This is a genomic window from Neobacillus sp. K501 (genome assembly GCF_053749995.1).
This window is the reverse complement of sequence record NZ_JBSLYA010000001.1, coordinates 57,720-80,780: the sequence shown is the minus strand read 5'-3', so window position 1 is coordinate 80,780 and position 23,061 is coordinate 57,720. Positions and strand designations below refer to the sequence as shown.

At 39.1% G+C, this 23,061-nt stretch carries 21 protein-coding genes; 19 read left to right on the top strand and 2 right to left on the bottom strand.

Annotated features, from left to right (window positions below):
- Window positions 1–2 precede the first annotated feature (2 nt).
- The 10 genes from ACWM35_RS00390 (at window position 3) to ACWM35_RS00345 (ending at window position 11,292) form a co-directional block, all read left to right on the top strand.
- On the top strand, window positions 3–770 hold the full coding sequence (locus ACWM35_RS00390) for an ABC transporter ATP-binding protein (RefSeq protein WP_454814388.1): 768 nt from the start codon (window positions 3–5) through the stop codon (window positions 768–770).
- Window positions 763–1,470 carry an ABC transporter ATP-binding protein gene (locus ACWM35_RS00385; protein ID WP_454814387.1) on the top strand — a complete coding sequence of 236 codons (708 nt, stop codon included), beginning with the start codon at window positions 763–765 and terminating at the stop codon, window positions 1,468–1,470. The genes ACWM35_RS00390 and ACWM35_RS00385 overlap by 8 nt, the downstream gene beginning before the upstream one ends.
- 82 nt (window positions 1,471–1,552) lie before the next feature.
- A complete protein-coding gene (locus ACWM35_RS00380) occupies window positions 1,553–2,764 on the top strand; it encodes an ABC transporter substrate-binding protein (protein WP_454814386.1) in 1,212 nt (403 codons plus the stop codon).
- A gap of 164 nt (window positions 2,765–2,928) precedes the next feature.
- On the top strand, window positions 2,929–4,455 hold the full coding sequence (locus ACWM35_RS00375; RefSeq protein ID WP_454814384.1) for a class I adenylate-forming enzyme family protein: 1,527 nt from the start codon (window positions 2,929–2,931) through the stop codon (window positions 4,453–4,455).
- Between the two features lie 17 nt (window positions 4,456–4,472).
- Entirely contained in the window at window positions 4,473–5,366 is an 894-nt protein-coding gene (locus ACWM35_RS00370) for a R2-like ligand-binding oxidase (RefSeq protein WP_454814383.1), read from the top strand.
- Window positions 5,367–5,384: 18 nt separating this feature from the next.
- Window positions 5,385–6,908 carry an aldehyde dehydrogenase family protein gene (locus ACWM35_RS00365; RefSeq protein WP_454814382.1) on the top strand — a complete coding sequence of 508 codons (1,524 nt, stop codon included), beginning with the start codon at window positions 5,385–5,387 and terminating at the stop codon, window positions 6,906–6,908.
- A 16-nt stretch (window positions 6,909–6,924) separates the two neighbouring features.
- Window positions 6,925–8,133: an iron-containing alcohol dehydrogenase gene (locus ACWM35_RS00360; RefSeq protein ID WP_454814381.1), complete on the top strand. Its 1,209-nt coding sequence runs from the start codon at window positions 6,925–6,927 to the stop codon at window positions 8,131–8,133.
- A 212-nt stretch (window positions 8,134–8,345) separates the two neighbouring features.
- Window positions 8,346–9,602 (top strand): GNAT family N-acetyltransferase, encoded by a 1,257-nt coding sequence (locus tag ACWM35_RS00355; protein ID WP_454814380.1) that lies wholly within the window; start codon window positions 8,346–8,348, stop codon window positions 9,600–9,602.
- An 18-nt stretch (window positions 9,603–9,620) separates the two neighbouring features.
- Window positions 9,621–10,469 (top strand): GNAT family N-acetyltransferase, encoded by an 849-nt coding sequence (locus ACWM35_RS00350; RefSeq protein WP_454814379.1) that lies wholly within the window; start codon window positions 9,621–9,623, stop codon window positions 10,467–10,469.
- A 76-nt stretch (window positions 10,470–10,545) separates the two neighbouring features.
- On the top strand, window positions 10,546–11,292 hold the full coding sequence (locus ACWM35_RS00345) for a C39 family peptidase (RefSeq protein WP_454814377.1): 747 nt from the start codon (window positions 10,546–10,548) through the stop codon (window positions 11,290–11,292).
- A 32-nt stretch (window positions 11,293–11,324) separates the two neighbouring features.
- On the opposite strand, the gene ACWM35_RS00340 is transcribed toward ACWM35_RS00345, so the two are convergent.
- Together ACWM35_RS00340 and motA are read right to left on the bottom strand one after the other, a co-directional pair.
- Window positions 11,325–12,077, bottom strand: a complete 753-nt coding sequence (locus tag ACWM35_RS00340; protein ID WP_454814376.1) for a flagellar motor protein MotB — start codon at window positions 12,075–12,077, stop codon at window positions 11,325–11,327.
- Complete coding sequence (gene motA, locus ACWM35_RS00335) at window positions 12,061–12,867, bottom strand: flagellar motor stator protein MotA (RefSeq protein WP_454814375.1); 807 nt, start codon at window positions 12,865–12,867, stop codon at window positions 12,061–12,063. The genes ACWM35_RS00340 and motA overlap by 17 nt, the downstream gene beginning before the upstream one ends.
- A 299-nt stretch (window positions 12,868–13,166) precedes the next feature.
- On the opposite strand from motA, the gene ACWM35_RS00330 reads away from it, so the two are divergent.
- The 9 genes from ACWM35_RS00330 (at window position 13,167) to ACWM35_RS00290 (ending at window position 23,046) form a co-directional block, all read left to right on the top strand.
- Window positions 13,167–13,976, top strand: a complete 810-nt coding sequence (locus ACWM35_RS00330; protein WP_454814374.1) for a CheR family methyltransferase — start codon at window positions 13,167–13,169, stop codon at window positions 13,974–13,976.
- Window position 13,977: 1 nt separating this feature from the next.
- On the top strand, window positions 13,978–15,021 hold the full coding sequence (locus tag ACWM35_RS00325) for a protein-glutamate methylesterase/protein-glutamine glutaminase (protein WP_454814373.1): 1,044 nt from the start codon (window positions 13,978–13,980) through the stop codon (window positions 15,019–15,021).
- 275 nt (window positions 15,022–15,296) lie between these two features.
- Window positions 15,297–16,610, top strand: a complete 1,314-nt coding sequence (locus ACWM35_RS00320; RefSeq protein WP_454814372.1) for a flagellar hook-length control protein FliK — start codon at window positions 15,297–15,299, stop codon at window positions 16,608–16,610.
- An 18-nt stretch (window positions 16,611–16,628) separates the two neighbouring features.
- Window positions 16,629–17,042 (top strand): flagellar hook assembly protein FlgD, encoded by a 414-nt coding sequence (gene flgD, locus ACWM35_RS00315; RefSeq protein ID WP_454814370.1) that lies wholly within the window; start codon window positions 16,629–16,631, stop codon window positions 17,040–17,042.
- Between the two features lie 51 nt (window positions 17,043–17,093).
- A complete protein-coding gene (locus ACWM35_RS00310; protein ID WP_454814368.1) occupies window positions 17,094–18,059 on the top strand; it encodes a flagellar hook-basal body complex protein in 966 nt (321 codons plus the stop codon).
- Window positions 18,060–18,176: 117 nt separating this feature from the next.
- Window positions 18,177–19,151 (top strand): flagellar motor switch protein FliM, encoded by a 975-nt coding sequence (gene fliM / locus ACWM35_RS00305; protein ID WP_454814367.1) that lies wholly within the window; start codon window positions 18,177–18,179, stop codon window positions 19,149–19,151.
- A 1-nt stretch (window position 19,152) separates the two neighbouring features.
- Entirely contained in the window at window positions 19,153–20,319 is a 1,167-nt protein-coding gene (fliY, locus tag ACWM35_RS00300; RefSeq protein ID WP_454814365.1) for a flagellar motor switch phosphatase FliY, read from the top strand.
- A gap of 34 nt (window positions 20,320–20,353) precedes the next feature.
- Entirely contained in the window at window positions 20,354–20,713 is a 360-nt protein-coding gene (locus ACWM35_RS00295; RefSeq protein ID WP_454814363.1) for a response regulator, read from the top strand.
- Between the two features lie 323 nt (window positions 20,714–21,036).
- The gene (locus ACWM35_RS00290) at window positions 21,037–23,046 is read left to right on the top strand and encodes a chemotaxis protein CheW (RefSeq protein ID WP_454814361.1); all 2,010 of its coding nucleotides are present in this window, start codon (window positions 21,037–21,039) and stop codon (window positions 23,044–23,046) included.
- Window positions 23,047–23,061: the final 15 nt, after the last annotated feature.

Sequence of the window (23,061 nt, the reverse complement as noted above, 5' to 3'; positions counted from 1 at the left end):
TCATGACTTTTTTAGAAACAAAGAATTTAACAAAAAGATTTGGCGGCTTAGTTGCGGTTAATAATGTCGATTTTGCTATTGAGCAAGGAAAAATTAATGCGATTATCGGCCCGAATGGTGCAGGAAAGTCAACCTTCTTTAACCTAATAAGCGGTTTCCATAACCCTACTTCAGGACAAGTTATTTTTAAAGGTCAAGATATTACTAAATTACCCTCAAATAAAATAGCAAAGCTTGGAATGGCCCGGACCTTTCAAACAACTAATCTATTTGAACAATCAACCCTTTTAGATAATGTGATTGTTGGACACCGGCTACGAACGAATTCCAATCTATTTGATGCAATCTTTCGGACGAAGCGTTTAAAAAGGGAAGAGGCAATCTGCAGGGAAAAAGCAATAGAAGTTATTGAGTTTGTTAATTTACAAGATGTAGCGTTTAAACCAGTTGGCGGCTTGACGCAAGAGGAGAAAAAACGTACAGCCTTTGCGTTGGCACTTGCAACAAATCCTGAAATTGTTTTCTTAGATGAACCTGCAGCTGGGGTAAACCCGGATGAAACGGAAGGTTTAGCAGAATTAATGAAAAAAATGGTTAAAAAGGGAATTACGGTTTGTCTAATTGAGCATAAAATGCAAATGATTATGAAACTAGCAGATAAGATCATGGTGTTAAACTACGGCGAAAAGATAGCTGAAGGGAAACCAGCGGAAATACAAAATAATGAAACGGTTATTAAAGCCTATTTGGGAGGGAGCGCCAGTGCTTAAATTACAAGATGTCTCTGTCAAATACGGTAGTTTTACAGCCGTCCATGACATCAATTTTGAGGTAAAAAAAGGAGAAATTGTCGTTTTATTAGGCTCAAATGGTGCTGGAAAAAGTACGACCTTTCGCACCATTAGCGGTTTAAGTAAGCCTTCAGTGGGTGAAGTTCTATTTGAAGGTACTTCCATTAATAAACGGTCGGCGGACCAAATTGTCCAGTTAGGAATCGGGCAATGTGCTGAAGGCCGTAAACTGTTCCCATCTATGACCGTTCAGGAAAACCTGAGATTGGGAGCTTTCGTTCATAGACGAAGAAAAGATGAAATAAAAAAATCCTTAGATCATGTATACGAATTATTTCCGATTCTCCATGAAAAAAGAAATGATGCTGCCGGATCACTGAGCGGCGGGCAGCAGCAAATGGTAGCCATCGGCAGAGCCTTAATGTCAAAACCAAAGCTGATGCTTCTCGACGAACCATCAGTCGGACTTGCTCCATTGATTGTTGAGCAGATGTTTGATGTCATTCAGCAAATCAATCGTGAGGGTACAACGATTTTGCTGGCTGAACAAAATGCTAACGCAGCCTTGAAAATTGCTGATAAAGGCTATGTTTTTGAAAATGGCTCGATTGTGCTTCAAGGAACTTCAGCTGAATTATTTGCGAATGATGAAGTTCGTAAGGCATACATAGGAGCATAAGTATGATTCGATTTTAAGGGGGTGGTTGCTAGTCCTACACCACATCTTTTGCTTGAATTTTAAAAATATGAGGGGGTAAATCATGAAAAAGATGAAATGGCTTTTAACATTAAGTTTAATATTCGTATTAGTTTTCAGTTTGGCTGCATGTAATAGTTCATCAACGAATACATCAGGAGAAGGCGACTCAAAGGATAATAAAGATTCTGGAGACGTTGGGACTGTTAACATTGGTTATACGGGGCCATTAAGCGGACCGGCAGCATTTTATGGTGAGCGGACATTAAATGGTGTTAAGATGGCTGCTGAGGAAGTAAACGAAGCAGGCGGTTTTGAAGTAGATGGTAAGAAATATAAGCTGAATATTGTTTCATTAGATGATAAATATCTGCCAAATGAAGCAGGTGCCAATGCAAAAAGATTAATTCAAGAAAATAAAACGCCAATTATTTTTACACCTCATAGTGGCGGCGTTTTTGCCCTTCAGGTATTCAATCAACAAGAAAAGTTTATCATTGGTGCTTATTCAAGTGAGCCAAAGATCACAGAGGTTGGAAACAAATTGACAGTTCGTATTCCTCCAAGCTACGCTGGCTACTTAAAGCCATTCACAGATTATCAAATGGAAAAATTCGGGAAGAAGATTGCATTCTTGCCAACAGCTTCTCAGTATGGAAAAGACTGGTCCGAACATTTGAAAGAGCATTGGGAAAAAGAAGGCGGTAAGGTTGTTTACAATTCAGCCATTGACTTCGCTAAGGATACAGATTTCTTCACGATCATCACAAATGCCTTGAAAGAAAAGCCAGATGTACTTTTCATCGGTGGTGCCTCAGAACCAACTGCGAAGGTAGCAAAGCAAGCGAGAGAGCTTGGCTTTAAGGGCGGCTTCATTGTAATGGATCAGGCCAAGTTTGATGAGATGCAAACCGTTACTGGTGGTTATGATATGCTAAACGGATCTATTGGTGTTCTTCCATTTGTTGATTCAGATGCTGCTGCAGTTGATCGTCTTGTGAAGAAATATAAGGAAGAGCATGGTGAAAATCCTGGATCTGAAGCAGCTTTAAATTATATTGCTACGCATGTATTCGTTGAAGCAATGAAGGCAGCAGGCTCTGTTGATGATGCTGAAAAAATCCGTGCGGCTATGCAGGATGGGTTGGACAACCTAGCAGATGATTATAAAGTCTATGATATTCCAAAAATTGGTGAAGATGGCGGGTTTGAAGCCAATCTAGAAGTTGGAGCAATCGAAGATGGGAAAGTTGTCCCTATTAAAGTAAAAAAATAAGTTCAAAAAATTTTTAACACAAATCCCCCTTGTCGAAACAGCACTTTTGTTTAAACAAGGGGGATTTTTCTAGTAAAATTTATTCATATTCGTCGTTCCAAATAAATATAGTTTATAGGACGAGCATTCCACTATTTGGAATAAGTTATATTTGGGGGGATTTTATGAAACTTAATGATCTGCTTGATACTAATATTGCTCAGTATGGTGAATATCCTTTCTTATATTATCAAGATAGGCAATTCACGAATGTGGAAACAAGGCAATATGCAGACCAATTAGCGAATGGATTACGTAAGAATGGGATCACGAATGGTGATCGGGTGATGGTCTGTATGGCCAATTGCCCAGAGGTACTGTTTTCTTATCAGGGAATTACACGAGCCGGTGCCATCATTGTCCCAGTTATGTTTACGCTACATCCAAAAGAACTACATTATATTGCTCTAAACTCTGGAGCTAAAGCAGTCATCACTTCCTCGATGGTCTTAAAAAATGTTGAAAAAGCACTAGAAGGACTTCCTGAAAAACCATTATTAGTAGTGGTAGATCAGCCCTCCGGTGAAGATGTAACGAACTTCTATGATGTGATGACATCAGTCAATCACTCGGAATCCTCAATGAGTGCAGCAGTAAAAGCAGATGATACAGCTGTCATTCTTTATACTTCAGGAACAACGGGTAATCCCAAAGGGGTCCTGTTAACCCACAAAAATTTATCTTCCAACGCAGAAAATTCAAGCAAACATAATGAAACAGAGCGGGGAACCACGATTGGAGTCCTGCCGCTTGCCCATGTTTACGGTCTAACAGTTTCAAATATTTGTTTATTAACTGGTAGCTCAATCGTTGTATTTTCCAAATTTGATGTTGCAGAAGTATTAGGAACAATTGAGCAATATCAAGTCAAAACCTTTTCAGCTGTGCCGGCAATGATACACGCACTAGTCGCATATCCGCAAGCAGACCGCTTTGATACCGCAAGTCTAGAGTCAGTCGGTTCGGGCTCGGCCCCTCTCCCGGTTGCATTGCTTTATGCATTTGAAAAAAAGTTCAACGCAAAGGTTTATGAAGGCTATGGGCTATCGGAAGCAGCACCAGTTGTAACGGCGCATAAAAAGGGGATTGAAATTAAACCAGGCTCTGTTGGTATACCAATCATTGGTGTGGAAGTGAAAATCGTTGATGACAATGGTGTTGTGGTCCCGATAGGAGAGGTTGGCGAGCTGCTTGTCCGCGGTGAGAATGTAACACCTGGATATTTTCAAAATGAAGAAGAATCGAAACGGGTATTAAAGGATTCCTGGTTACATACAGGAGATATGGCACGCGTAGATGATGAGGGCTATGTCTATATTGTGGACCGGAAAAAAGATCTCATCATCCGAGGAGGTTTTAATCTCTACCCCCGAGATGTAGAAGAAATTTTGAATAAAAATGAAAGCGTTTCCGAAGTGGCCGTGGTTGGTGTTCCTCATGAAAAAATGGGGGAGGAAATGGTCGCGTGTGTTGTATTGAAACCAGGTATATCGGCCACAGAGGAAGAATTAATCGCTTTTTGTCAGGATCATTTAGCGAAAAATAAGACGCCTAAAAGAGTCGTTTTTCTTGATACGCTGCCAAGGAATGGTGTTGGCAAGATTTTAAAAACACATCTGCGCAAAAGCGTGTCTGAACTAGAAATCTATTAAATGAGAGGAGTAAGAAGATGGAGAAAAGAACAATTTTAACAACAAGTAAACGAGGGCTACTAGAGGACAGTTTCCCATTTCGATTATTTCAAAAGGCAAAAAGGCTAGGAACCTGGAATCCTGCTGACATTGATTTTAGTCAGGATCAGCGGGACTGGAAGACACTTAATGCTGAACAGCAGGAAGATATATTACGCTTGATTTCGCAATTTCAGGCTGGGGAGGAAGCCGTTACCCTGGATCTGCTCCCGCTTATTATGGCGATTGCCAAAGAAGGGCGTCTCGAAGAAGAAATGTTCTTAACCACTTTTTTATATGAAGAAGCAAAGCATACAGAATTTTTCCGGCTCGTTTTAAATGCGATTGGTGAAAGAGGGGACCTCTCTCATTTTCATACCGAAACCTATCAGAAAATCTTTTATGAAATTCTGCCAACCACAATGGAGCGCCTTGTCACAGATCAATCACCTGAAGCGATTGCCGAAGCCTCGGTTGTCTACAATATGTTTGTTGAAGGAGTATTGGCTGAAACGGGATACTTTTCGTTTTATCAGGCATTAGAGACTGCAGGGATTATGCCAGGTCTCCTAGAAGGTGTGGGAAATTTGAAAAAGGACGAATCCAGACATATTGGTTATGGGACCTACCTATTGCAGCGTTTAATTTGTGAACATCCGCATCTCTTTGATTTTGTTGCAGCAAAAATGCAGGAGTTAACCCCGTTAGCACTGAGATTAAATCAAGAAGGTATCCAAGGAAAGGAGGTTAGTTCGTTTGGTGGTAATCCTGAAGAGGTAATGAACTTCACGCTTAAACAGCTTTCAGTACGGATGGAGGTATTAGCTCGGGCAAAAGGCAAAAAAATTGAAGAGATTTATAGATCGACAGAAAGTGAACTTGGAGTTTTGTAAATTAGAGGAGGAACGATGATGACAGTACATGTTGATGTCCAAACATTTCCACTTTTCATCAATGGAAAGTGGGAGCCTGCAAGTAGTCAAGAAACCTTTGATGTCTTCAATCCAGCCAATGGCCAGCTCGTTGCGAAAGTTGCTAAAGGAACTGTTGCAGACGTTGACAAAGCCGTTCAAGCTGCTAGAGATGCCTTTGATAACACTGAATGGAAAAATATGAATCCAAAAGACCGTGCAGGCATTTTGTATGCGATTTCCTACCAAATTGCCCAACATGCCGAAGAATTAACCTACTTGGAATCTATTAGCTCAGGCGGAACAGTCCGCCGTATAAGCAGTAATGACATTTTACAAATGGTCGATTTATTTCAAACAATGGCGAATTTTACACTCGAATATCCATATTCCGAGACATTGCCAGTTCCGCCATTTCCGGGACCAGCTCATAATTTCATCTGGCGGGAGCCGATTGGGGTTTGTGCCGCGATTACGCCTTGGAATTTACCGATGGTGATTGCCACTTGGAAAATTGCTCCGGCATTAGCAATGGGAAATACCGTTGTCCTTAAGCCAGCAAGCTATACTCCCTTATCAACGTTGAAGCTTGCTGAAATTATCTCAAAGGTTGTCCCTCCAGGTGTGATTAACGTTGTTAGTGGACCGGGGGCTGATGTTGGGGAAGCACTTGTCAATCATCCGAAAGTTGATAAGGTTGCTTTTACTGGATCAACAGAGGTTGGCAGGAGAATCATGGGACTATCAGCCAATACGATAAAAAATACAACGTTAGAGCTTGGCGGAAAATCACCTAATATTCTATTAGAGGATGCGGATTTAAGCATCGCTCTGCCAGGCAGTCTTTTTGGTGTGTTCTTACATTCTGGCCAGCTATGTGAGTCAGGAACCCGCTTGTTTGTTCCAGATTCGATGTATGACCAGGTAGTGGCTGGCCTTGTTGCGTTAACCAGTAAATTAAAGCTTGGGAATCCGCTCGATCCTGCCACAGATGTAGGTCCGGTTATTTCAAAGAAACAAAAGGAAACGATCCTATCATATATTGAGGCTGGTAAACAGGAGGGGGCAACGCTAGTTTGCGGCGGAAAAGAAGTGCAGGTTGCTGGCTGCGAAGAAGGGAATTTTATTGAGCCAACGATTTTTGCCAATGTCACGAATGATATGAAAATCGCCCAAGAAGAGATCTTTGGTCCTGTGTTATCCGTCATCCGCTATTCCGATTTAGATGAAGCCATTCGAATGGCGAATGATTCGATTTATGGTTTAGCGGCAGGAGTTTGGACAGGCGATGTCAACAAAGCTTATAAGGTGGCAAGAAAGCTTCAGGCAGGTGTCGTTTGGATCAATGACTGGCATATGCTGAGAAACGATGCACCATTTGGCGGTTATAAGCAAAGTGGTATCGGCAGGGAAATGGGTAAGCACTCGCTTGACGCCTATACACAGGTCAAGCATGTTCACACATCAATGGCACCCGAGCTGGAAAGAAAAAGCTGGTATGGAATACTGTTTGGCCAAAACTAAGGAAGAGGTGTATAAGATGAAAACTACCTTATCACAGTTTATGCTTCGTACGGGAATTTACAGCGGTTCAAATTCACGGGCGATGGTACCAAGCTTGTTTGCTGGTCTCGGTGCAAAAAGAGTGGTCCTTTTGAGTGACAGAGGTTTAGAAAAAGCGGGTGTCGTCAGCAAGGTGGCTGAAATTTTCCAATTAACCGGACATGGCAGCGGTCCACAGCTTGTTGGTCAATATCTTGATATCAGTCAAGATGCAGAGAGCCGCTGCATCAATGACGCTGTTCGCTATGTGAAGGAAGTCGGCGGTGATGCCCTATTAGCTGTTGGCGGCGGTAGTGTACTAGATACGGTCAAAGGGGTAAAATATGCCATTCACAAAGGGTTGTCCGATATCAAGGAGGCCATTCCAGGCGGACTTTTATACGAGCAGTTTCCAAAAGCGAATCATATTCCGATTCCACATATTGCGATCCCAACCACCGCTGGAACGGGATCAGAAGTTTCCCCAATCGCCGTTATTTTTAATGAAGATATTCAAATGAAAACAAATATCATTAATCCGTTTCTTAGTGCGGATATGGCGATTCTTGATCCTGATTTAACAGTTGGTCTTCCACCAGTGATTACGGCCTTTACAGGGTTTGATGCCCTAACACATGCGATTGAAGCACTTGCTTCCCCGACTGCAACCGCGCTGACAGACGCACATGCGTTGCACGCAATCCGGTTAATTGAAAAAAATCTCCCGGTTGCAGTCGCTAATGGTGGGAATTTGTCTGCGAGAATGGATTTATTGCAAGCAAGTTTAATGGGAATTAGCGCTTTTAGCTTTGCCCTTAATGCGATCCCGGTTCACAATATGGCACACGCCTATGGCGCCTTGTTCCGAATTCCACATGGATTAGCAAATGCTGTGTTCCTTCCAGTTGTCATGGAAATGGTGCCGATGTTGTACCTTCCCAAGGTGTATGAGCTTGCAGCTGCGTTGGATGTGGATGTGAAAGATGAGCCAGCAGAGGCTGCTTTGGCAAAGGTTGTTGAAAAAATTCGCTTACTGCAGCATAAAGTGGGCCTTCCGGCTGATTTCAAAGAATATAATATTTCGGAAGAAGCATTGCGGGCAACGATACCAGCGGTGATGAAGGATCCTGCCGCCTTGAGCTTCCCAATGCCAAAAGAATTAATTGCGGCAATCGGCCAGCGCGTTGTACCTTTAGGCGTAAAATAACTATTGAGCAAGCCCAGCCGGAAGTGTTGTTTCTGGCTGGGCTTGTTTTTCTTCTCTTGGCGAGTAAAAGGGGGAATTTCGCGAGTAGAGAAATATTTTTAGCGAGTAAACCCAAAATTCTCGCGAGTAAAACACCAAATCTCGCGAGTAAGGGTGTAAAATAATAATGAACTCTATATTTTCGCAAAATTACAAAAGTAGGTGTTTGTGTAGTGAGTGAGATTAGAAAATTAACGTATGCTGATTTAAAAGAATTTGTTGAAATTGTGATAAATGCCTATCCGGGTGCCATGAAGGATCGCACACCTGAGTTTAAAGAAAAGCTTCTGTCTCGAATGATTGATCGGCAATCCAATGATCCTTCGATTGATTTTTATGGATTATTTCGCGAAAAGCAATTATTAGGCGGGATGAGGATCCATTATTATCAAATGAATTTGTTCTCAAAAATCATCGTTGTCGGCGGAGTTGGTCAAGTAGCGGTTGATTTACTTCATAAAAAGGAAAAAGTGGCGAAGGAGTTAATTGAAGCATTCCTTACAATGTTTTTAGAAAAAGGTGTCAACATGGTAGCGCTTTATCCATTTCGACCGGACTTTTATAAAAAGATGGGATTCGGTTATGGGCCGAAGATTCATCAATTCCAATTTAAACCAGGAAGTTTTCCAATGAGCAAATCAAAATTTGGTCTGAAATACTTAACTTCAGCAGACAAAGAAAAAGTTAAGCATTGTTATACGCGTTATGTAATAAATACTCATGGCATGTTCATAAAGACAGAAGTTGAATTAGATGCAATGTTTTCCAATCCAGATAATACTTTGATCGGCTTTGAAGAAGGGTCGCAAATGAGTGGGTATATTCTCTTTTCGTTCGCGAAAAAAAGCGAAACGAATTTCGTCCATAACGACCTCATCATAAAAGAATTTATCTATGAATCTCCCGAAGCATTATTGCAATTAAGCAACTTCCTACATACACAAGCTGACCAAGTAAATAGGGTGGTCTGGAATACACAAGAAGAAAACGCCCACTTTCTCATCGAAGATCCACGGAATGGCTCTAATCATTTAATTCCGAGCGTTTATCATGAAAGCAATACATCCGGTGTTGGCCTGATGTATCGGATCATTAATGTCAAAGGGATTTTTGAAGAGTTGGAGGAACATAACTTTAATCATGTCAATACGAGGTTGAAACTAGATATTAAGGATACATTTCTTCCTCAAAATAATCAGAAGCACATTCTTCACGTCAATGATGGTTGGATGAAACTGGTTGAAAATGGTGACTATGATTTGGAATTATCAATGGATATTTCCGATTTTTCTTCGTTGCTGATGGGAGTTGTAACATTTAAGGAGTTATACTTTTTTGGAAAAGCAACACTTTCTCATCCCGATGACTGGATGAAAATGAATCAGTTATTTGCCGTATTGGAAAAACCAAGATGTATCACAGCATTTTAATTTTAAGGAGGAATATAAATGAATTTCACTATTAAGAGATTAACAGAATGTACGCCTGAAGAGATGGTAACCGCATGGAATCGCGGTTTTGAAGGATATTTTGTTCAAATGGAAACGACGGCAGAATTATTCTTCACAAGGTTGGTCAATGAAGGGTTATCGCTCCGTCAATCATTTGTCGTTTTTGATAATGAACAGCCCGTGGCGATTGTCGTCAATGGTTTTCGCACTATTGAAGGGAAAAAAACTGCTTGGAATGGCGGAACGGGGGTCGCAGTTCTATATCGTGGCAAGGGTGTTTCACGATTAATAATGGAGGAAACTTTGAAGATCTATGAGGAGGCGGGTGTTGAAGTTGCCGCTCTCGAAGCCATTAAAGAAAATGAAAAAGCAATCCGGTTATATGAGAAATTTGGCTATAAAGTAACCGATTCACTTGTGTTCATGAGTGGGACTCCTGAATTAACTAGAAATGAGGCAATGCAAACAAAATCTATTCGGCCAGAGCAACTGGCAACAATGACATACTACAAAGAATACGCACCATGGCAGTGCCAATGGCAAAGTGTGAAATCAGGTGAAGCACAAATTTATTTTGATCAGAATGACAATCTCCTTGGTTACGCTTTATATAAACGTATTTGGAATCAAGAAGGGGAGCTAGAAAAAGTATTTTTATATCAGCTTGAGCTTTTCCAAGGACCAGAAGAAATACAGGGTATTTTTGCAGAGATTGCAAATCAGGCAAAAGGTTCCGTTACTTTTACTACCGTCAATGCTCCTGTTTCTAACCCAGTAACCGAATATTTACTGGTGAATGGATTTTCGATTTCGACCGAGCAGGTACAAATGGTAAAAAAATTATAGATCCTTTTTCCTATACTTTTTGATATATTTATAGATATAGAGTCAAAAAGTATGTACTTGCAAGGATGTGTCATCATTGAAGAAATGGGTTGTTGGCAGCATCGTTTTTTCGGTCATCTATTTTAATACCGACCATACATTAGCGGAAAAAATCGCTCAGATGCTGCCATTTTATAAAAATGAACGAACTACCTTACTAGCCCGTGATATCGGAATCGTGGAAAAAGAGTCCTTTTTACCAAGCAATAAATTGTTAGATGTTCCGCTCCTGAACCAGTTCGATGCACCATATTTAACAAAAGGTTGTGAAGTGACTAGTTTGGCGATGCTTCTCCAATACAATGGAATCATGGTAACGAAAAATGAATTAGCTGAGAAAATCCCGTATGTTCCAATGGAATATCCTGATAAAAGAAAAGGAAATCCACAAATTGGTTTTGTCGGAAATATGGTGGATGGTCCAGGATTATCCGTTTATAATGGTCCGATTTTCGAATTAACGAAAGAATATGTGGGAGAAAAAGCAGTTAACTTAACCAATAGTCCCTTTGAGGATTTACTTAGAAAAGTGGGCAGAGGAATACCTGTTTGGGTAATTACGACGGGGAATATGGCTCCAGGTGCTGAATTTCAAAAATGGGATACTCCACAAGGGCCAATAAATATCACCTTTAGTGTTCACAGCGTTGTCATTACAGGCTACGATCAAAATTATATCTATGTCAATGATCCCTTTGGCTATAAAAATAGGAAAGTAGAGCGGCAAAGCTTTATTGAAGCTTGGATGGAAATGGGTAGTCAAGCAGTTGCAATCGAAAAATAAGAATGGCCTGATCAAAAAGATCAGGCCATTTCTTATTTATTTTCCCTTAGTATGACAATGTTTACTCGGCGATTTTCCTGGCGATGTTCATCCGTATCATTCGGATAAATTGGTTGAAATTCACCAAAACCGGTAAACTGCATCCGTTCATTCGGAATATTTTTTGATGCAAAATAATGAAGAACGCTCACAGCTCTTGCAGAGGATAGTTCCCAGTTTGTTGGGTATGCAGCATTTCCAATTGGGACATCATCTGTATGGCCTTCAATACTAATCGGATTTGGTAAGGTAGTAAATAAATTAACAAAGGCATCCAATGTTGGATAGGAGCTTTCCTTCAGGATGGCTTTTCCGGAGTCAAATAGCAGGACATCCTTTAAAGCAATTTCAACGCCACGTCTTGTTTCTTGAAGAGAAACCATCGCCTCAAGGCCATTTGCTGTAACATATGCCTGAAGTTGTTGCTTTAAGTTATCCAGTTCGATATCTTCTGCGCTCTTTTCAGGTTCCGGCGTTTCAGCAGGTGATGTTGATTCAGACTCTTCTTTTTCACCCTGCTTTTGAATCGTAAGCCCCGATTGATCATTTTCAATTTTTGTACCAGTAAATTCTGATTTAAATCCGTCCATAATAGATTGAAATTTAGCCTTATCAACTTCACTGGAAGCAAATAATACAATAAACAATGCTAATAATAGAGTTAAGATATCAGCGTAAGGAATTAACCAAGATTCATCAATATGTTCTTCATGCTCTTCTTCTAGATGTCTACGCCGTTTGCTCATTCGCATCTTCCCCGTTTTTCTTCTCGAACTTTTTACGTTCTTTTGGATCAATGTATACAATTAATTTTTTTTCTAAGGCACTAGGAGAAAGTCCATTACAGATTGAAAGTAATCCTTCTACTGTAACCATCTTTAAATCTTGCTCTTTCTTTGAAATCCGTTTTAATTTCGTAGCAATCGGGTGCCATAAAACATAGCCGGAAAATATTCCAAGGAGAGTTGCGATAAATGCCGCTGCAATAGAATGACCTAGTTTATCTACATCATTTAAATTTCCAAGTGAAGCAACAAGACCTACTACGGCACCGAGTACTCCTAAAGTTGGGGCATAAGTGCCTGCCTGTGTAAAAATAAGGGCACCAGTTTTATGCCGTTTATCAATGGCGCCAATTTCCTCCATTAATACTTCTTCAACGAAATCAATATCACTTCCGTCAATAATAAGTTCAAGTCCTTTTTTGAAAAAAGGGTCATTCGTATTATTGGCGATTTCCTCTAGTGCTAAAATACCTTCTCTTTTCGCAACTTCCGCACACTTCACTAATTCGGATATTTGATCTAGCTTAGAAGGGAGCTTTGGTTCCAACATGGCGATTTTTAATAATATAGGAAACTTCTTAAATTCACTAAAAGGAAATGCAATTAAAAGAGTAGCAAGTGTTCCTCCAAAAATAATCAAATATGCGGCTGGGTTGTACAATGAAGCTAATGGAGCACCTTTTAAAACCATCCCAACCCCAATTGCAATAAGTGCGACTAAAATTCCGAGAATACCAGACAAACCAGACATAATTTTCTCCTTTTGATGTTAAAGTTAATAATGCTATTGTAAATCAATCAAAATAAAACGACAATAAAGTTTTTTGAAAGCTTTCAGTCAAGTAAAAACAATTACCATTTTTGATACATTCTATCAAAATAAATCAAAAACAATTAATCAATTCGGATGAAAATTAATAAAAAAATTCAATTGACGTGTATCGCTTTATCCAGTAGTTTTATAATAAATCATGACGATTGTTTCATCATTTTGAAAGAATATTATCAAATTTTTATCTCTACAAATGCTCACTGGAAAAGGTGATAGATGTGCAAGATATCGGATTATCAAAACTAAGTCAAATGATTTATGATTACTGCGGGCTAAGGTATACAGACAGACTGGACATCCTCAAAGATAAGATCTCAAAACGGTTAAACGAGTTAACTCTTACCCCTTGGGAATATTGTGCCTATTTGAAACAAACAGCTCAAGAATGGGATGTTTTAGTGGAAATTTTAACGATTAATGAGACTTATTTTTATCGTGAAGAAAATCAGTTAAATGAATGCTGTATGTCAATTCTTCCACAATTAAAAGAAAAAAATCAAGGCAGACCGGTGAAAATATGGAGTGCTGCTTGTTCTACAGGGGAGGAGCCCTATACATTAGCGATGTTAATTCATGAATCTGGTAAATTTTTACCGGGAACAGTGAAGATTATCGCAACAGATATTAATAAAAAGGTACTGGAAAAAGCGGAAAAGGGCTGGTATCACCAAGGGTCATTCGCTTTTCGAAGAATCCCAGAAAATTTACTGAAGAAATATTTTATACATGAAGATAACGGCTATCAGGTTCAACCATCGATTCAAAAAATGGTACAGTTTGAATCATTAAATCTCCTCGAAGAGAAAAAAATGACTGAAATCGGAGAGGTGGACGTGGTTTTTTGTCGAAATGTATTAATATATTTTGATCAAGAAACGACAAAACGGATTTTACGTAGTTTATATCGACTTTTATCACCCGGTGGTTACTTGTTTCTAGGCCATGCAGAATCCATAACAGATACAACCTTGGGATTTAAAAAAGTAGACTCAGACAAGACTTTTTATTATCGAAAGGAACCTGTTTAGAATGAAAAAGTACGGCGTATTAGTAGTTGATGACTCTGCTTTTATGAGACGGGCAATAAGTATTATATTAGAAACCGATCCCTATTTTTATATTGTGGGTATTGCAAGAAATGGGGCTGAGGCAGTTGAAAAAGTACAGCGCCTAAAGCCTGATTTGGTTACGATGGATGTAGAAATGCCAGAGATGAACGGGATTGAGGCATTAGAAAAAATTATGAAAACAAATCCAGTTCCAGTAGTGATGTTGAGTTCACGGACGGGTGAGGGAGCAAAGGAAACGATTCAGGCGTTGGAATTTGGAGCGGTTGATTTCTTCTTAAAAGATAATCTTATTCGTGATCGAGTGGGTAATGCTCTGACAGAAGAATTCATCATGCGTTTAAAAGGGATCCTAGATGCAAAGAAACCCGCCAAGGCTCCAGCTCCAAGTAAAAAGCCGGCAGTAAATGTAGTAAAAAGAATAAAGAAAAGTCAAATAGATTTAGTATTTATTGGTTGCTCTACAGGTGGTCCATCTGCACTCCAAGCGATCCTGCCAAAATTTTCAGCAGACTTTCCGATTCCAATCGTTGTGGCACAGCATATGCCGCCAGGATTTACGAAACCGCTGGCGGAACGGTTTAATACATTGTGTAACTTGAAAGTGTGTGAAGCCCAAAATGGACAGGAAATCTTACCAGGAAACATCTATATTGCACCATCAGGTTTCCAAACCGTTTTTGAGAAGAAACTAGATGGCACAATTGTCTTTAAAGTGGTTAATTCCGATGAACATAAGGCACTTTATAAGCCATGTATAGATGTATCACTACGTTCGGCCGCCCCTATCTTCGCTGATAAACTGTTAACGGTTATATTAACTGGAATGGGTGTAGACGGGATGGAAGGCAGTGCTTTAGTAAAGAAATACAAAGGACATGTATTTGTTGAAGCAGAGGATTCCTGTATTGTATACGGTATGCCAAAAGCCGTTCAGGAAGCCGGATATGCAGATGGGCAATATCTGCTCTCGCGCATGTATCAAGAAATAATTTCATTCGTTTAACTGTACTAATAGAAAAAGGATGATGTAATAGCATCGTCCTTTTTTTATGTAGTAAAAAAGAGTAAAAATTCATCAAATTATACTTAATATTCAATTGCCACTTTTTGTTATTCCTTATCAAAAAAATAGTAAAATACTCATAAACTATTAAAAATAAAGGGTTTTTATGTTACAAACCTATTAAAATCGTATTTCAAAAAGTCGATGACGAATAATCATTATTGAGTTATAATGAAAAATATTGACGATAGAGATCCATGATAGGAGGAAGTTTTTTGGATATCTCTCAAATCCAAATCAAAATAAATCAAACTTCGCTTGCTGATAGTGGAAAGACAAAATCAAATAAACCAAATGATGCTTCAGTTAATTCCTTCAATCAGGTATTAGCGATGTTTAATTTGTTAGGACAACAATCTGAGCAATTAGAAACAACTAATATACAAGGTGATTCTGAAGTTAGTAATACGATCATTGATCCTGCTGAATTGGACGAAGAGGATTTGCAACAGCTTGATTCTCTATTAACTTCAATGGTTGAATTGCTTCAATCATTACAACAGTCATTAGAGAAGAATGAGACTGAGCCATCATCTCATGTATTTAATCCAAACAACCAATTAAATCAACTTCAGCAAAACGCTGAAAAAATTGGACAGGATTTAGCTCGTTGGTTACAAAAACTCGATGGTTTAAATGAACCAACTTCAACAAATGAAAATGAAATTCAACTCATTCAGAAATTAGCAAATTTAATGAATGAAATTAAACCCAATGAAAAGAATAGTTCGATTCTTAATAATATTGAAGACAAACTTCAACTTGTTTTGAACGAATTTGATAATATAAAACAAATCGACAGCCCAGAAACAAATGTGCTGTTAAGTTTAGATAAAAATTTAGTATTATTTTCACCTGAAGGTAACCGAAATATTACGCAGAATGAAAATGGTCGATTTAATCAAGATTTTGTAAATGAACCTGTCCATACAAACGGTTCAGTGTTTATTAGTACGGATCAACAGATTCAAGGGAATAAGAGCTGGAGTTCAACGAATGAACAGCAATCTCTGCCAACGATGTCAGTGAATGATTTTGTACCAGAGGTAAGTGACTTTGTGGGAAGTTATATGCGGATTTTTCATAATCAGAATGGCAGTACGGAAGCGAAATTTTTGTTATCACCCGACCATTTAGGTCAAATCGAGGTCAAACTCACCGTTCAAAATGGCGAAGTTTCGGCGCAAATTTTAGCAGATACAAATGTCGCAAAAGAAGCGCTGGAAGCTCAGCTTCAACAGCTTAAACAAGCACTGACACAACAGGGCCTAACCGTTCAAAAATTAGATGTAGTCCAGCAAACACCGCAATCATTCGATTTAAATCAAAATAATCAGCCACAGTCCTTTTCTCAAGACACTTCTCATTCGGACAAACGACAATCTGCGGATTCGTCTGAGGAAGGCTCAAAAAAACAACACGAAAATGATCATGGAACAATGGATGTTTTAAGTCCAGTTGAGACAAAAATGGCCACTTATGGCGGAGCGATGATAAAGAGTGCTCCACGGATTGATTTTACTGCATAGTAAGGAGTGGATAGGTGAATGAGTAATTGGATTGATATCGCCGCTGTAACGAAAAATAATTCAATTAATAATGTAAAATCGTTTGAACAGAAAAGTATGTTAGGGAAAGATGATTTTCTCAAAATATTAACAACCCAATTAGCACACCAGGACCCTTCCAGTCCGTTGCAAGATAAGGATTTTATTGCTCAAATGGCTACCTTTAGTTCATTAGAACAAATGACCAACTTAAATAAGGCATTTGAAAAATTTGCTGGTAATCAAATGAGTAATCATGCTGCGATAATTGGAAAAGAAATCAGTTGGACTCCAGACGGAGCAACTGCACCGATTACTGGTGTGGTTAAAGGTGTTTCGACTCAAGATGGAAATTATTTTTATTTAGTAGGGAATGAAAAAGTTCCTGCAGATTATGTGACAGAAATTAAATAGGTAAATGCTGAATCGAAATAAATCAAACTTACACAATCGGGGGAAGATAGAATGTTAAAATCACTATACTCTGGCGTTTCTGGGATGAAAGGCTTTCAAACAAAATTAGATGTGATTGGTAATAATATTTCGAATGTAAATACAATTGGTTTCAAGAAAAGCCGTGTCATGTTCCAAGATATTATTAATCAAAATATTGCCGGAGCTACTGCACCAACGGCACAAAGCGGAGGTATCAACCCAAAGCAAGTAGGACTAGGGACTAAGATTGGATCGATTGATACAATCCATACACCAGGTAGCCCGATGACTACTGGTGTTGGCACGGATTTAGCGATTGATGGGGATGCATTCTTTGTTGTTACTCCAGAAGCGGGTGGGGCAAATTACTTAACAAAAGCAGGTAATTTCACTCGAGATGCACTTGGAAATTTAGTTAATTCTAATGGATTCATGGTCAATGGGATTTCAAAGGATGTAACTGGAGCAGCTACTCAACTTCCTATTAATATTAATACTGTTAACGAAGTGATCCAAGTAGATGATGGAAATGGTGGAACTACTGATCAAATTGTGTCAAAACGAATTACTTCCTATTCCATCGATGCTAATGGTTTTATTAATATCGTTGATGAAGGCGGAAATATTGGTAAACTTGCATTAAACTCTGATCCAACTGATCCACTTTATGGACAGTACTATTTAAATGCTGAAAATAGTACTACAGACCACGATAACATTTCTTTAGCTACAGCAGTAGTTTCCAATCCAAACGGTCTAAATAAAATTGGTAACACCATGTACATGGAAACAGGGAACTCCGGTGCGGCATTGATTGGAAGAATTGAGGATAATAGCGGAGGTCAAATTAATGCTGGTGTGTTGGAAATGTCCAACGTTGATTTAACCGAAGAATTTACAGAAATGATTATTGCTCAACGTGGATTCCAAGCAAACTCTAGAACCATCACAACATCTGATTCGATTTTAGAAGAGGTTGTTAACTTAAAACGATAATAAGATGAAGTAATCAGACAATCATCTCTTGAAATAAAATGATGCTGATTACAGCCTCGTTTTATTTCAAATGCAAAAATGACTTAATAACTCATGGAAGAGTTAGGGGGATGCTTTTTGGCAGATGTACTATCGCAACAAGAAATCGATGCACTGTTATCAGCCTTAAATAATGGCGAGCTGCAGGCATCCGACGTAACAGAAGAGAAAGATACTGTAAAATTATATGACTTCAAGCGGGCCATGCGCTATTCGAAAGAGCAATTGCGTAGTATCATGAGGATTCATGAGAGCTTCACACGTTTGATGTCTACACAACTTTCTGCTCGACTAAGGACGTTTGTCCAAATAGAAATCGATCTGGTCGATCAGGTACCTTATCACGAATTTATTGCTTCAATCCCATCGAAAACGATCGTCAATGTATTTGATGTGAAGCCAATGGAAGCAAAAATGGCAATGGAAATCAATCCAAATATTGCCTTTGCCGTTTTAGAACGGTTGCTAGGAGGACAAGGTGGTTCTTTAGCGAGAAGCGGAGATTTAACGGAAATCGAAATGGTCCTGTTGCAAAAAATTATCAATCGTGCAGCTGAAATGTACGAGGATGCCTGGAAAAACATTGAAGAAATTAAAGTTAAATCAGAGGCGGTTGAAACGAATCCACAATTTATTCAACTTGCTTCGCAAAATGACACGGTTATTATTATTGCCTTAAAAACAACGATCGGGGACGTTACAGACAGGGTGACGATTTGTTTACCACACTTAGTCGTTGAACCTGTTCTGCCTAAATTATCGACGCATCAATGGCTGTCATCGATGACAAAAACATCCGCACCTGAACAGGATAAAATTAAGGAAAAACTTGATAACGTTGGAGTACCTGTCATCGCTGAACTCGGCAGAGCAACTTTATCCGTTTCGGATATTGTCAACCTACAGGTCGGAGATGTGATTGGAATTGAAACGGGTAAGCTTCAAGTAAAAGTCGGAAATTTGACAAGATTTCTTGGAAATCCTGGACTGCAAAATGGACGATATGCCGTACAGGTTGAACAAGTAATCCAAACGGAAGGAGATGATCTATAAGATGGCTGAAGGTATTCTTTCACAAGAAGAGATCAATGCATTATTCAATCAAACCGCTTCTAAACCTGCATTGTTGTCCATCAGTGACTATTTAAGCTCTTTAGAGCAAGATGCATTAGGAGAGATTGGAAATATATCTTTAGGAAGTTCAACAACTGCACTCTCTACCCTTCTTAACCAACGGGTGGAAATAACAACGCCAATTCTATCTGTCATTGAACATGATCGAATGGAAGAGGTAATTGAAGAAAACCATGTAGCCGTGCATGTAGATTATACAGTTGGCATCCGTGGGAAAAATCTTTTCATGATAAAAGAAAGAGATGCAAAAGTCATTGCCAGCTTGATGATGGGCGGCGATGGTACCCAGTTAGAAGAGGAATTATCAGAGCTTCATTTGAGTGCTGTACAAGAAGCAATGAACCAGATGATGGGTTCAGCAGCAACTTCGATGTCGACCATCTTCAACCAAAAAGTGGATATTTCTCCACCATTTCTAGATGTTCTTGGTTTTCCACCAAAACAATTGGAGGATCTTGAAGACGAAATTATTATCGAAGTTTCCTTCCGCTTGAAAGTTGGAGACCTTATTGATTCTAATATGATTCAATTTATTCCTTTATCTTTCGCAAAGGATATGATTGGCAAAATCCTTGGTACGGCAGAGCCTGAAGTAAGCAGTCCTGCACAACCTGCACCAGTAGCAGAAGCGGCTCAAAGACAAGCGACACATCAAACTCCAGCACCTGCCTATGAAAGCAATCAGCCGGTACAAGCTGCACCGCCTGCACCTTCGTACGAAAGCAGCGTGAATGCACCAAGTTCAAGTCCTGCTCCGGTCAATACGAATGTGCAAAAAGTGGAGTTCACTAATTTCTCTGAGCCCGCAAATTCAACTGCAAAACCTGGGACACTCGATATGTTATTTGATATTCCACTTGGAATTACCGTTGAATTGGGTCGTACAGAGATGAAAATTAGGAAAATCCTTGAATTAGGACCTGGAGCTGTGATTCAATTAGATAAGTTGGCTGGTGAGCCTGTCGATATTCTTGCAAATCAAAAATTGATTGCAAGAGGAGAGGTCGTAGTTATCGAAGAGAACTTCGGTGTACGGATTACGGATATCATTAGCCCAGGGGATCGTTTATCAAAAATGACGAATTAGACATTAATTAACATAGAAATAGGAGGAAATAACTATGACACGGGTATTAATCGTAGATGATGCAGCATTTATGCGTATGATGTTAAAGGACATTTTAACAAAGAATGGTCTTGAAGTTGCAGGAGAAGCTGTAAATGGCCAAGACGCTATTGAAAAATATAAGGAATTAATGCCAGACGTAGTAACGATGGATATCACAATGCCTGAAAAGGATGGTATTACGGCAGTAAAGGAAATCAAAGCTGCATATCCACAAGCAAACATTATCATGTGTTCAGCAATGGGCCAGCAGCCGATGGTTTTAGAGGCGATCCAAGCTGGAGCAAAAGATTTCGTTGTTAAACCTTTTAATGCGGATCGTGTAATGGATTCGATTAAGAGAGTACTAGGATAGAAATTAACTTAAGAGAGCAGCAAACAAAACTTATCAGATATTGATGGCAATAAAATAATATAGGTAAAGCGAGAGGTATTGGATAGGGTAGTTTTTCCGGGTACTCTCGCTTTTTTTGTAGATATTTTCTGATGAACGTTTTTATAATATTGTTCATCCTAATATCGCAATATCAAAATTTATTAATTTAACCAAAAACCATAAAACTATCAAAATTATTCAGACTTTTGAATCGAAGAATATGGTAAAATAGACATAAATTTATTAATGCTACCAATGTCCTAGTGACTACTTTGTATGCTATTTAGCAAGGGGAGTTTAAAATGGATTTTAATAATTATTTGGAAATATTTATTGAAGAAGCGAAAGAACACCTACAAGCAATCAACGACCAATTGTTACTATTGGAATCGGATCCTGATAATATACCAATTGTTAACGAAATTTTCCGCTCGGCTCACACACTTAAAGGGATGGCGGCATCGATGGGTTTTGAAGATCTTGCTTCATTGACTCATGAGATGGAAAATGTCCTTGACTTAGTCAGAAATTCAAAACTATCCATTTCATCCGATATTATGGATGTAATTTTTAAGTGTATTGATCTAATTGAAAAAATGGTCGATAACATTATTCAAGGTGGAGATGGTAAGGAAAACGTGAGCCACATTGTCACAATGCTGACAAATATCCAAGACCCATCTTTTTCTGGGAATTTAGAGATTACGACTGCAGCCCAAGAGGTGGCAGCAACGGCTGAATTAGTGATGGATGAATATTTAACCACCATCATAAAAGAAGCAAAAAATACAGGAAATAACGTATATCAAGTTAAGGTCACGTTGGATGAAGGCTGTTTAATGAGGTCGGTTCGTGCCTATATGGTTTTTCAGAATGCAGAAGAACTAGGAGAAATTATCCAGTCAAATCCTTCAGTAGAACAAATTGAAGAGGATAAATTTGATGGTTCCTTTACGTTAGTCATTGTCACTCATCGTGCAATAGAAGAAGTTCAAAAACATTTGAGCAATGTTTCTGAAGTAAGTGAAGTGTTAGTTGTAGAAGCTAGTTTACAAGAGTCAGCATCTGCAGTCCCAACACCTGCACCAGTGGATGAAAAAAAAGAAGGAACGAATCAAAATAATGGGAAAGAAAATCCTGCTCCTATCAAAAAAGTTCAGAGATCAAAATCGATCCGTGTGGATATTGAGAAACTTGACCAATTAATGAATCTATTTAGTGAATTAATAATTGATAGAGGCAGGTTAGAACAGATTTCAAGGAAATCTCAATTAACCGATTTAAGTGAAACAGTGGAGCATATGGCTCGGATATCGACAGACCTACAAGGGTTAATTTTAAACATGCGAATGGTCCCTGTTGAGACGGTATTTAATCGATTCCCGCGTATGGTTCGAGATCTTGCAAAAGACCTGAATAAGAAAGTGAATCTAGTTGTCGAAGGGGCAGAGACAGAATTAGATCGTACCGTCATTGATGAAATTGGGGATCCATTAGTCCATTTATTGCGAAACGGATTAGACCATGGATTAGAGTCGACAGAAGAAAGACTTGCGAAAAATAAACCAGCTGAAGGTACGATTCTTTTGAAGGCTTACCACAGCGGTAACCATGTGTTTATTGAAGTTGTAGATGACGGAAAAGGGATTAATCGTGACAAAGTACTAAGCAAAGCCATCGAGCGTGGCGTCGTTTCTCAAGAGGAAGCAGAGCTATTATCGGATCAACAAGTTTATTCATTAATTTTCTCCTCAGGTTTTAGTACAGCGGATAAAATTTCTGATATTTCTGGACGTGGTGTTGGACTGGATGTTGTTAAGACAAAAATTGAGTCACTTGGCGGCGTAATCACGATTGACTCGACTGAGGGACAAGGTTCGGTTTTCCGCATTCAACTTCCATTAACTTTATCGATTATTTATGCAATGTTAGTAAAAGTGGAAGAGGAAACGTATGCCATTCCTTTCAGTTCGATCGTCGAAATTACTACGTTGTCAAAGGATGGAATTTATCAACTCCACGGGCAAAGAGTCATCCAATTCCGAGGGAACGTTGTCCCGTTAGTCTTTTTGGGTGAAGCCTTTGACGTGCCAGGAGTGGAAGAAACAGAACAAAAACAACTGTATATGGTTCTTGTTCGCAAAGGAAATAAGACAGTTGGTTTAGTTGTTGACTCTGTAATCGGACAACAAGAGGTAGTTCTTAAGTCTTTAGGTGGCTATTTAACAAATCTTTTTGCGATTTCTGGTGCAACGATACTTGGAAATGGTGATGTTGCTTTAATCATCGATCCGAACCAGTTTATTAAATAGAGAGAGGGATGATCA